At 43.2% G+C, this 11,803-nt stretch carries 10 protein-coding genes; 6 read left to right on the top strand and 4 right to left on the bottom strand.

Annotation, left to right across the window (positions count from 1 at the left end):
• Positions 1 to 262: 262 nt before the first annotated feature.
• Positions 263 to 874: an ATP-dependent Clp endopeptidase proteolytic subunit ClpP gene (gene clpP / locus LC605_RS27120; protein ID WP_229550587.1), complete on the top strand. Its 612-nt coding sequence runs from the start codon at positions 263 to 265 to the stop codon at positions 872 to 874.
• A 419-nt stretch (positions 875 to 1,293) separates the two neighbouring features.
• On the opposite strand, the gene LC605_RS27115 is transcribed toward clpP, so the two are convergent.
• Positions 1,294 to 2,181 carry a hypothetical protein gene (locus LC605_RS27115; RefSeq protein ID WP_229550589.1) on the bottom strand — a complete coding sequence of 296 codons (888 nt, stop codon included), beginning with the start codon at positions 2,179 to 2,181 and terminating at the stop codon, positions 1,294 to 1,296.
• A 1,541-nt stretch (positions 2,182 to 3,722) separates the two neighbouring features.
• On the opposite strand from LC605_RS27115, the gene LC605_RS27110 reads away from it, so the two are divergent.
• The 3 genes from LC605_RS27110 (at position 3,723) to LC605_RS27100 (ending at position 7,832) form a co-directional block, all read left to right on the top strand.
• The gene (locus LC605_RS27110; protein ID WP_229550586.1) at positions 3,723 to 6,077 is read left to right on the top strand and encodes a ribonuclease R family protein; all 2,355 of its coding nucleotides are present in this window, start codon (positions 3,723 to 3,725) and stop codon (positions 6,075 to 6,077) included.
• Positions 6,078 to 6,094: 17 nt separating this feature from the next.
• Entirely contained in the window at positions 6,095 to 6,715 is a 621-nt protein-coding gene (locus LC605_RS27105; RefSeq protein WP_229550585.1) for a flavin prenyltransferase UbiX, read from the top strand.
• 418 nt (positions 6,716 to 7,133) lie between these two features.
• Positions 7,134 to 7,832, top strand: a complete 699-nt coding sequence (locus LC605_RS27100; RefSeq protein ID WP_229550584.1) for a LapA family protein — start codon at positions 7,134 to 7,136, stop codon at positions 7,830 to 7,832.
• Between the two features lie 201 nt (positions 7,833 to 8,033).
• On the opposite strand, the gene LC605_RS27095 is transcribed toward LC605_RS27100, so the two are convergent.
• Positions 8,034 to 8,228 (bottom strand): hypothetical protein, encoded by a 195-nt coding sequence (locus LC605_RS27095; protein WP_229550583.1) that lies wholly within the window; start codon positions 8,226 to 8,228, stop codon positions 8,034 to 8,036.
• Positions 8,229 to 9,587: 1,359 nt separating this feature from the next.
• Between LC605_RS27095 and LC605_RS27090 the strand changes: the two genes are divergently transcribed.
• Complete coding sequence (locus tag LC605_RS27090; RefSeq protein WP_229550582.1) at positions 9,588 to 10,133, top strand: shikimate kinase; 546 nt, start codon at positions 9,588 to 9,590, stop codon at positions 10,131 to 10,133.
• A gap of 11 nt (positions 10,134 to 10,144) precedes the next feature.
• Here the strand turns inward: LC605_RS27090 and LC605_RS27085 are convergent, their stop codons facing one another.
• Together LC605_RS27085 and tnpA are read right to left on the bottom strand one after the other, a co-directional pair.
• The gene (locus LC605_RS27085) at positions 10,145 to 10,747 is read right to left on the bottom strand and encodes a Uma2 family endonuclease (RefSeq protein WP_229550588.1); all 603 of its coding nucleotides are present in this window, start codon (positions 10,745 to 10,747) and stop codon (positions 10,145 to 10,147) included.
• Between the two features lie 93 nt (positions 10,748 to 10,840).
• Positions 10,841 to 11,248, bottom strand: coding sequence for an IS200/IS605 family transposase (gene tnpA / locus LC605_RS27080; RefSeq protein WP_229550581.1), 408 nt, complete (start codon positions 11,246 to 11,248; stop codon positions 10,841 to 10,843).
• Positions 11,249 to 11,332: 84 nt separating this feature from the next.
• On the opposite strand from tnpA, the gene LC605_RS27075 reads away from it, so the two are divergent.
• On the top strand, positions 11,333 to 11,704 hold the full coding sequence (locus LC605_RS27075; protein ID WP_229550580.1) for a hypothetical protein: 372 nt from the start codon (positions 11,333 to 11,335) through the stop codon (positions 11,702 to 11,704).
• Positions 11,705 to 11,803 lie beyond the last annotated feature (99 nt).

The following is an 11,803-nucleotide window of genomic DNA, read 5'->3' as shown; positions in this document are numbered from 1 at the left end:
CGTACCTGCACAAGTTGTAGCCCTGGGTAAACAAGTAATGGGAAAACATGGAGCGTACCTAACAGGCTTGTGATGAGCTCGGAAAGCATTAATTGAATCCTAAGTAAGCGTAATTGCAATACCTTTCGTACTGGTAGTTGTTTTGAGCGTCTAGGGGGATATTTGACTATCCCTTTTAAGCGAGTCTTAGAGAATCTGCGTGTCTTCAGACCGCAGAGTGTCAACGATAAAATGTATTTAAAGTAGCCACAAACACGCTTCCATGATTCCTATCGTTATTGAACAATCGGGTCGAGGTGAACGCGCCTTTGACATCTACTCACGGCTGTTACGTGAGCGCATCATCTTTTTGGGACAACAGGTTGACAACAATATTGCTAACTTGATTGTTGCCCAACTGCTGTATTTGGATGCTGAAGACCCGGAGAAAGACATTTATATGTACATCAATTCTCCCGGTGGTTCGGTGACGGCTGGTATGGGCATTTTTGACACTATGAAACACATTCGCCCTGATGTCTGTACAATTTGTACCGGATTGGCGGCGAGTATGGGCGCTTTCCTCCTAAGCGCTGGTACTAAGGGGAAACGGATGAGTCTACCCCATTCTCGGATTATGATTCATCAACCTTTAGGCGGCGCTCAAGGACAGGCGACTGATATTGAAATTCAGGCGCGGGAAATTCTGTACCACAAGCGGCGGCTAAACGATTATTTAGCTGAACATACTGGTCAACCAATTGAGCGCATTGCTGAAGATACTGAACGTGACTTTTTCATGTCGCCAGAGGAAGCCAGGGAATACGGTTTGATCGACCAAGTGATTGACCGTCACGCTGCTGGTAGCCGTCCGGTAGTTGCTGTTGTTAATTAATAGTCACAATTGGTAAATGGTGATTTACCACTTTTAATTCCCTTAAGCCGAAAAAATAACCCCTCTTCATCAGTAAAGAGGGGTTATTTTTGGGATGGGTGGTCTCCTCAATTACTCCAGCCTAAAAGACCATTTATAAAGTAAACCTGAAATTGTCGGGTGCGTTATCGCTCTCGTGTACGGCACCTGTAAATATGGTGCCCTGCGGCTAAATTAGACTTTCTCAAACCCTCAAATTTCTACACAGCCGTAACACACCCTACTTAGATATTTACTTTATAAATAGGCTCTAATCGCTTCATTTCGACATTATTTGAGCAATTACTTCAACAGCCTACGTTATTTGTCATTGACCCTTAGCAATGACAAATGACCAATGACCAATGACAAATGACAAATGACAAATGACCAATGACAAATCAAAATCCCGCTATTGGGTCTGGCTCAGATTGGAGGTATTTGAGGAATCCATGCAATTCTTCCTCAGTTAGCAAAGTGCGCCCCCGCTTACCGTAGGTTTTAATCAGATGCTCCCGTCCCTGTTCTGGTGTCCAGCCTAAACGCTGAAGTTCGACATCGGTTTTAGCGATTACATCCGATAAATCCACGGGTTCAGCTTTCTTCTTTCTCTTTCCTGTCGCTGACGGGGTGGCCACATCCTCTTGAGTGCCATAACTCCGAGGTGTAAAAGGTGTAACATTATTGACAGAACTTGCTGGAAAAGTTTGATTTTCTACCTGGTTATCAAAGGTTATTTCCAAGTTTTCAACTGGAGGATCAAATTCTAGCTCCCGGTTGGTAGTTGCAGGAAAGTTTTGACCTAAATCCTGGCTATAGGTATCGCTTGGTACGGGCGCAGCATTGCTGTACCCGTACTGTTCGTGACTGTTTGTTACTAGTTCTGGTTTGATGTTCCGTACTCTGGAAGGCGGCATAGATATTTCTTTGTCGCTGACTACTGGCCACTGACTACTAACAAAATCCTGATCTTTTGCAGAGGAATAGGCAGCAGGGTCATTTAATCCACCTTTGGTGTTTAAGGAAGGGTTTGGCTGCGCCGGGGAAATTGGGTTTGAGATAAATGCCACTGATTGCTGTGGCGCGTTTGTAATACCCAAAACTATCAGCGCTCTAGTTCTAGCTTGGTCTTCTGCTGCTTCTACTGTTTCTGCTGCTGCCATACCCGTAGCACGGGTTACGCCTTCAATTTGCACGCTAGCCCGGACAATATATTTGCCTTGAAAAATTTGCACTAATTCAGAAATTAGACTGCCCTTGGGATACAAGCTCTGGAATTGAGCCAACATAATACTGCTACCAATGTGACGCACTCCACACACTCCCTTTCAGTTGAGTGTGGGCTTCTCAGGGACTCCTCTATGAGGACATTGACTGAGCTTTAAAGCCCTATGCCCTAGGGACTTTTAGAGATAATTTTTAACTTTTTTAACAGGCTGCTTTTCAGCATTTAATTTAATTACACCTATTTAACTAGTATTATATCAAATATTCGGCAGAAAAACCAATCAAGAAAATGTTCACTCCGACGCGGGACTACCCGCTAACGCTTTGCTATAGGAATCCGGTTTGATTTTTGAACAACATTAAGTATTTGTAGGGTGCGTTAGCGACAGCGTAACGCACCATTCTTAAGGATTCGGTGCGTTTCGCGTAACGCACCGAATCCTACGTATCTGTTCAGAAATCAAATAGTAGTCCTATATCATCGACCAACATTACTGACTTCGCTACGCTCAATTTCGCTAGTTGGTCAATTCGTCACTCACTCCTATTCATCTCATCACCTCCCTATCGGGTAGGTGAGAGTCTTCTACTTTTTAAGCTAAATCTTTTTAATAACGGGGTCGATACCGCCTGTATGCTCAAGCGATGTAAGCTGCCCTTACTTTAATTTACATCCACTCCATACCCAGAATGCCTGCCAATATTGCATTTATTGACTACGTGTCATTTTGAATATGCAAACTAGACGTGGTTTAGCTTATTCTTGCTTTGCCTCGTGTCCCAATTGTAGCAATAGGTCTTTTTTGAGGAAATTTTTAGCTAGTGCTAACTTGACTGGGTAGTCTTGCCTGCAATGCTATACTGATTACCCAACTACATATCTAGAACTATTTTCTGGAAGTGCGCTCTAAATCTACAATAATGAAGATAAGGTTCACCCTCACTGCTTATTAAGCTGCTCACCTAATTGTTACCGATTCTACATGTGAGAAAATTGGGTTCATCGGCAGTTCCTCCTAGTTAAAAATCAGAGTCTAATGGCGTAAAATTACCTTCACTCTAGACAATCAAACACCTGTAGTTTCCACGCCACTTGCTCCACTTGGGGAGACCCCAAGACCCTTCGGGTTCGGCAGTCTCCCAGACGCTCGATGACTCGCTAAGGCTGCGCTATTGATGGGAACCGCCAAGACGGGGCTGCCTCACCGTAGTGGCTCCTCTCCATAGCGCTTTTGAACAGTATGGATTCTCTAAACCCAGCTTCTCAAAAACCCATCGCGTGATCACTTAGCGGGGCTAAATTTTAATCAGGCGTGCAATCTTAAGTTTGGTTAGGTGAAGAGACTTGAACGCAGGCGAACTCTGAGAGCATCGTGCAGTGAGAAGTTCGTAGACGCCCAGAGTTGTCCGTGGGTGGGCTTCCTTTGCTCGGAACTGCGGGAGTAGTTTCTTGCTCTTGCTGGGTTAGCTTCCTTTCCTTGGAACTTAGGAAGCCTTACTTCAGGGCAATTCGTTTCCAGCTTGTTTGTGTAAGCCGTGAGGGTATACAGGAAAGAGCCAGATTAAAAAAAAATGATGTTTTGACCAAAGGTCGGTTCACTGCATGGAATTTTCAATCGCTACACTCCTTGCCAATTTCACCGATGATAAATTGGTAGCTCGGAAGGTTTTAGAAAAGAAACTTGGCTGTGAAGATGAAAAAAGTTTACAAAAACTTCACATTGCTTTAGATGTTCTGGAAAAAATCGGTATTTTAGTAAAAGAACGGGGCAAGTACCGCCGTGTCCCAGAAGAGGGAATCATCGAGGCAAAACTCCGTTGTTCTAGTAAAGGCTTTTGCTTTGCTATTCAAGATGTGGAAGGAGCCGAGGACATTTACATCCGCGAAAGTCATCTGAGTAATGCTTGGAATGGCGATCGCGTTTTGGTGAGAGTTCTCAAAGAAGGCAGTCGCCGTCGCTCTCCTGAAGGCGAGGTGAAGCTGATTCTGGAACGTTCCAACCACACATTACTGGCACGAATTAAGCAGGTGGAAGCTGGTTTTCGGGCTGTGCCTTTAGATGACCGATTGCTGTTTGAATTGAAGATTCAACCTAACGAGGCCAAGTTAGAAGAAGCGATCGATCACCTGGTTCATGTGGAAGTGTTACGTTACCCGTTGGCACAATATCCTCCTCTTGGTCGAGTGGTGCAAATCCTCGGTAGCGATGCGGAAGCTGCTGCTGATATAGATTTAGTTACGTGCAAACACGACCTTTCCCGGACTTTTCCAGATAATGTCCTAGAAGCAGCCGCCAGGTTACCCAAAAAGCTGCTGAAAGCAGACCTAAAAAATCGGCTGGATTTGCGTAATTTGTTTACTCTCACCATTGAAGGGGTAGGTGATACCAAAGTTATAGAAAACGCTTTTAGTTTAGAAAAAAACTTAGCCGGAAATTGGCTTTTGGGCGTTCATATCACTGATGTTTCTCACTATGTCCAACCTGATGAACCCCTCGATAGAGAAGCACTCAAACGGGGTAAATCAGTGTATCTGGGAGAATTGGTGCTGCCAATATTGCCAGCAGCTGTCGCAGAACGCTGTTCTTTAGTACCTGGGAGCGATCGCTTAACCATCTCTTTTTTAATTACCATCGCTCCCCAATCGGGGCAAGTGCTGGAATGGGAAATTCAACCCAGTGTGATCAACGTAGAGACTGCACTGAGTACTGAACTTGCCCAAGCAATTCTCACAGGTGAAGCTCAAGATAAATCATCACAAGTTTCCCAAATACTCCAAGACCTCCAAGCCTTGCAAACAGCCATAAAACAGGTACGGTTGACTCGTGGTAGCCTCCAGCTGAATCTGCCGCCCAGCCAAAATGCCTATTATGATGAGGGTATTTTAGGCGCTGTGGTGGTGAATGATTTACCAGTGCGATCGCTACTTACGGAGTTGGTGTTGCTAGTTAACCAACTGTTTGCAACTCACTTAAACGCCCTTGCTGTTCCCGCTATCTGGCGAGTCCAAGGTACTCCCGATGTTGAAGATGTCCAGGAAATGCTGAAATTGGCAGTCAATTTAGGCGTTGACTTGACACTAGATCCCGAAGTCGATATCCAACCCTTAGATTACCAACATTTGACCACAGCTTTTGCCGAATCTCCCTCGGAGCAAGTTCTTACTTACTTGTTACAAGATACACTTAAAGCGTCTGCATACAGCACCACCAGAGGATCTCATTTTGGTCTGGCATTACCGCAATATGTCCACTTTAGCGCTCCCCTACGGCGTTACCCAGATTTGCTGATGCAGAGGGTGTATTACGCGCTACTCGAAAACGGACGCGATCGCCGCAATACCCGTGTCAGAGAACGCGTTAACCTGCGCCACTCCTCCAGCCACGAGGAAATTAACTGGAACGTTTTACCCCCAGAATTGCAACAAGAACTCCAAAGCGATTTAACTAGGGTAATTGTCCAAATCAACGACCGAGAAAAAGAAGTCCAAGAAGCCGAAGCCGATTTAGCCGGACTGCAAAAAGCCCAACTGATGAAGCAACGCATCGGTCAGGTATTTCAAGGCGTGATTACTGGGGTTCAATCCTACGGTTTCTTTGTGGAAATTGAAGTACCAGCGGCTGAGGTGGAGTCCAGTACTAATCCTGGTGTGCCTTTGAGGGTAGAAGGATTGGTACACGTCAGTTCTCTCAAAGACGATTGGTATGAATATCGCGCCAGACAACAAGCACTGTTTGGTCGCAAAAATCGCGCTTCTTATAGATTAGGCGATCGCGTCGGCGTGCAAGTTAAAAGTGTCGATTACTACCGTCAGCAAATTGATTTGGTAACAGTCGGCAGCGATGGCTCAGGCAAAAATTTAACTGGCAATGATTCCAATAATGAGGATTTTTCAGAACTCTACTTACCAAATGACATTGAGCCTGATGACCTAGACTCTTACTCTGATGATGAGTAAAATCAACTAAAATTTACGTGTCAAATAACACTAAACCTCTAATTTTAGGCGTATCGGGCGCATCTGGTCTGATTTACGCTATTCGCGCGATCAAATTTTTGCTAGAAGCTGAGTATAGCATAGAATTGGTTGCCTCTAAATCAACTTACATGGTTTGGCAGTCAGAACAGGAAAGTCGGATGCCACCAGAACCAACCGGGCAAGAACAATTCTGGCGAGAGCAAGCTGGTGTTGCACTTTCGGGTAAACTCCGCTGCCATCCTTGGAGTGATGTCGGAGCCGGAATTGCCAGTGGTTCCTTTGCCACTCTGGGGATGATGATCATTCCATGCAGCATGAGTACAGTGGCAAAGCTAGCAGTTGGCTTGAGTTCCGATTTACTAGAACGGGCGGCGGATGTTCAACTCAAAGAAGGGCGAAAGCTGGTCATTGTCCCGCGTGAAACCCCTTTTAGCCTCATCCACCTGCGTAACTTAACTTCTTTAGCAGAAGTTGGAGTGAGAGTTGTCCCCGCAATTCCCGCCTGGTATCACAATCCCCAAACCATCGAGGATTTAGTTGATTTTGTAGTTGCCCGTGCTTTAGATCAACTAGATATTGACTGCATCCCGATTCAGCGGTGGCAAGGTCGTCGCTAACATCCTCAGTGGATTTATTAGACCTCTTGCAAAAGTCCCTAACACCCCACCCCCAACCCCTAAGAGCTTGCGGAGAGGGGAGACAAAGCGTAGCTTTGGCGGGGTGGGGTTCAAATTGTTTGATTTATCTAAGTAAGTTGGCGCGAAAAAACATAAATATGTTGCAAAACGTAAATAGGCTTAAAACCCTTGTAAATGACGAAGGACAAATGACAAATGACAGCCTTAGCCAGTTAGCTTTAATTGCGCCGACCTACTTAAGAGGACTATTGTAAATTTCACAATAGTCCTAAAAAGGTAATGATAGAGATGGCTGATAGTGTCAGTAGTCAGTGAACAGTAATTAGCGAAGAATAATCAGACCGATAACTGACCACTGACAATTGACCACTGACAACTGACAACTGACAAAATTGCTATGGCTGTAATTCGCTTAATTCTATTGGTGGCAGTACTGGGAGGACTAACGCTGTTGTTAGTCCAAAATTTCTCGCCTGCCCTATCGCTAGTATTTTTGGGCGTGCGAACTCAACCATTACCACTAGCGATATGGATTTTGTTCAGTACTGCCACTGGTGCTTTCACATCTATATTCATTGCTACCTTATTTAAGGTATCCAATTATTTTGTGGGAGGACAACGCCAAACTCCTTACAGAGCAACTGCAACTTCACCTCGTGCGAAAGCAACCCAAACAGAAGAACCTACATCTCGTCCTACCAGTCCTCCACCACCAGCTAGTAAAAAAGAAGAGCCTAGCAGTGAGGTATTTGATGATTGGGAGACAAATAGCAGTAGAGATGATTGGAACTTTGATGAAAAGTCACAGGAAGCACCTACTCCTAATCCTCAAGCTCAACAACCTAGAGACTCAACAACTTACGAACGTCAATCAGAAACCAAAAGCGGTTCTCGGTCTGGTTCAGTTTACTCCTACAGCTACCGCGAGCCAAAAAATACAGCTGCGGGAAAAACTGAATCAATTTACGATGCTGATTACCGGGTAATTATCCCCCCTTACCAGCCGCCGACTAGCAATCAAGACGATGATGATGATTGGGAATTTTTTGAGGATGATGATGATTTTGAGGATGATGGTAAACGCCCCCGTCGTTGAGATATAGCCTGCTATATCTCTAAGTAAGTCGGCAAGAATAAACCAAACTATATTACGAAACGTAAATACACCTGAAACCCTTATAAATGAAGAAGGACAAATACTTCGACTTCGCTCAGTACAAGTGACAAATGACAAATGACAAATGACAAATGACAAATGACAAATGACAGCCAGTTAGCTTTATTTGCCTCCCTCTACTTATTTGATGCCACACCGCTCTCTAGACTCCTGCTTGACCTTACCAGTCATGGCAGCTTCTTGCAAAGTCATGAAAGCATTCAAGTCTTCCAACTCATAGTGGGTAGTCAACAGTTGTCGTAGTTGATTTTCAGCTTCCACTGTCAAATAGCCAGTTGCTAAAGCTCTTTCTACAACGTCACGAATTCGAGTCATGGTTGACACCTCATTCATAGTATTTTTATTCATTCAGGCTTATTGGGGTGAAATATGCAGTAGTTATTGTGTCAAAACTTCAATTTTGCAAGTTTTTTTGAGCGATCGCGGAAAATAAGTCATCATTTACACCTTCATCATCAATATTTAATTCAGCAAAGCTTGTTATAACTGAACTTTTAGAAAAAAGATTATGTGCTGTTTAAAACACGATATTATATATACTTAGAATTCTCTACCAGAATAAAAATCCTATTAATTCAGATAGACAGAAATTGTTTGGATAAAGTTTCAAACAAGCTATGTTAATTTATTCGTTAATTCTAAAGATATCTAAGCAGCAACTGTCAAGTCATTTAGAGAAAGTTACTAAATTTGTTATGTAGCAGTCCTAAATCATTTGTGAAAATTATATATACCTAAGACTTACCCACTGTACAAATGCATCGTGATGTGAATTAGACATAGGAGTGAAAAAGAATTGTTTTGACGTAGCACTGCTACGTCTCTACAAGCACTGCTACGTCTCTACAAGGGTTCTGGGTAACGCATATTTAATTTCAGTCCTATGTCTATTAACTAAAATAGGTTGTTTTAGGCTTTTCTTAATTATCCTGCGATCGTAAATAGACCATGCTGTGCCCTTAGCAAAGATATGGTTTTTAAGCTTGATTCATACTTGGTATTTCCTGTCAATGCATAAATCCCAGGATAAGTAAGTCGGCGCAATTAAAGGTAACTGGCTAAGGGTGTCCTAAGTCAATTGGTCATTGGTCATTAGTAACGGTTTTAAGCTTATTTATGTTTGGTAACATACTTAGGTTTTTTCGCACGAATGTACTTAGTACGGCGTAAATAAACCACCCTTTTCAAATGTCGAAAAAGTCTGCACTATATTTTTGATTTTTGATTTTTGACTTCCGCCATGCGGTGCTAGGGTAAAAACCCCGTCATAAAGGACGGCTTTAAGTTAAAATCCATGTAAGTCGCCATAGGGCATTGGGAGACTTCTTTTCGGACGTGGAGCGACGGTAAGACTACCGCTTGCGGAGCGCGTTGCTATGAAGCGTCAAGGAATCCTCGGACTTCAGGACGAGGAGGTATGTCAAAATTGGAAACTGTCACTCAGCAAGAAGTCAGAGGCTCAGACTTCCTGAACTTCTGATTTCTTGCTTGGCGCTAGTACAGGTCGGCGGAAATAAACCTACCATTTAAAATAGCCAGAAAGCCTAAAATTAAAGCATGGGTGATTTTTGACTTTTGACTTCCGCCTTGCAGTACTAGCCTCTCCCCTTGGGAGAAAGAGAGGGGCCAAGGGCGAAGGGTGACTCAGAACTCATAATTGGAGCGAAGCAACTGGTGAGCAGCTTATTACAAGGAGTCAACCTGTACTTAATTGGTATGATGGGTGTTGGTAAGACGACAGTAGGGCGCTTACTAGCAAAGGAACTGGGTTATGGGTTTGTGGATACCGATAATGTCATTGCCCAATTAACAGGTAAATCTATCAATGAGTTATTTGCCCAAGAAGGTGAAGCGAAGTTTCGCCAGTTAGAAAGCGCCGTACTTTCACAAGTTTGTGCTTTTACAAAGTTGACTATAGCAACTGGTGGGGGCATTGTGCTGCGGCAAGAAAATTGGGGTTACTTGCACCACGGTTTGATCGTGTGGCTGGATACGCCAGTGAAGATAATTTACAGCCGTTTAACTGAGGATACCACAAGACCACTGCTACAAGATGTTGATCCTCAAGGTAAATTGCGATCGCTCCTCGAACAACGAACACCACTCTACTCTCAAGCCGATTTGCGAATCACCGAGCGAGAGGGAGATACACCTGAAGACATTGCCAAGCGAGTACTTCAGGCAATTCCTAGTGTTCTTAAACCACAAGTTTCTCATTAGAAAGCCTCAAATTACCAAATTTTGCCCATCCGTAGGATAAACCCTGGTAATTCTGGATTACCACTAACTGCTTCGGGATTATCCAAAATTTCAACTTCTCGATTAGGACGGTAAATGTAGACTTTTCGATTCTGCCGATCAATTAACCAGCCTAATGATGCACCGTTATCGATGTACTCCTGCATTTTCTCTTGTAATTTTATCAGGCGATCGCTGTAAGAACGTAACTCAATCACAAAGCTGGGACAAATGGGTGCAAATGAAGCTTTTTGGACATCTGTTAAGGCGTTCCAGCGCTCTAGTTCAATCCAAGAAGCATCAGGGGAACGCATTGCTCCATTGGGTAGTGTAAAACCTGCACTGGAGTCAAAGCCTATGCCAGTACCATCTTGTTCAGTCCAATACCCAAGCTGTGCAGCAATGTTAAAGTTACGGTTGCCCGTATCTGAAAAAGCTGGTGGCATAATGATGACTTCCCCATTAGCAGTACGCTCAATTCGCAAATCTCCATTGGCTTGGCAGAATTCGTAAAACTGCTCATTTGTCATCTGCACAAGGGAGGGGAAATTTACCGTTAGGGGTGTGCTTTCAGTTTGAATTAGCAGCGTGGTCATTTTCATAGAAATACGCGGGATGCGGGAAACTCAGCTTTTTAAAGCTGAGAGGGAAGCGGCACGGGTGGTTTTAACCACCGTGGCATTTTCTTTTTAGTTTGATGCGTGGTGAGGATCTTCAATATACTTTCTAACTGCCTCACTGCTGATATTACCAGCAGTACTTACAAAATAACTACTTGTCCATAGCGAGGGAAGTTTTAAAAGTAGAGGAAATTGTTTTCTTAGAAGGTAACTGCTCCGTCCTTTAAAAGCTTTAATTACTAAATGTGGTGTATCTGTAGGCTTGACGCTAACAAATAAGTGGATGTGGTCAGGTGCTACTTCTAAGGCTAGAATATCCCATTTTTTCTCTATAGCTAATTCCGCAAATATCTGTCTAGTTCTAGTTGCTATCTCTCCTGTTAAAACTTTCTTGCGGCGCTTAGGTATAAAAACAAAATGATAGTTAATTAAGTATTTGACATGGTTATGCGTATTGTAATCTTCTTGAGTTAGCATCCTAGATTAGTAGATATGTGTTGACTTATCTACTGTAGTCAATTACTATATACAAAGCAACTAATAAACATTTGGTGTTGTCGGGTGGCAAAACCTAATAAAAGTATGGGTGTGCAACAAGTTTTGTTGTCCCCAAGTAATGAGACAAAAGCACTGCTAGAATATCTCTGTGAGCAATCAGGCAAACTTTACAATACCGGAGTTTACTTTGCGCGTCAAATTTTCTTCAAAACAAATAAGCTATTAATCGGTAAATTTGACTTAGCAATTGAACCATCAATCAGTAAATCAGCACTTGCTCAATCCCTGCCTTCTACGCCAATGCAGCAAACTTTAATGTCAGTTACTGAGGCGTTTAAATCTTTTAAACAATTAAGAGATTTGTATCTAAAAGGTGAATTACATTTCAGACCTAAAGCACCAGGATATCTAAGAGGTTGTTTGAAAAGTTTTTAGGAGTAAAAAACTATGCTAATCGCTTCACCATGATACGGATCATGGCAAGATAAATAAAAGTCTCTGATGTTTCGGGCAATAACTCATAATCTCGAACCA

Origin of the sequence: Nostoc sp. CHAB 5836 (assembly GCF_020829445.1) — a bacterium.
In the GTDB taxonomy this organism is placed as follows: domain Bacteria; phylum Cyanobacteriota; class Cyanobacteriia; order Cyanobacteriales; family Nostocaceae; genus Nostoc.
The sequence above is the reverse complement of the archived record's forward strand: the minus strand, read 5'-3'. Positions and strand labels throughout refer to the sequence as shown.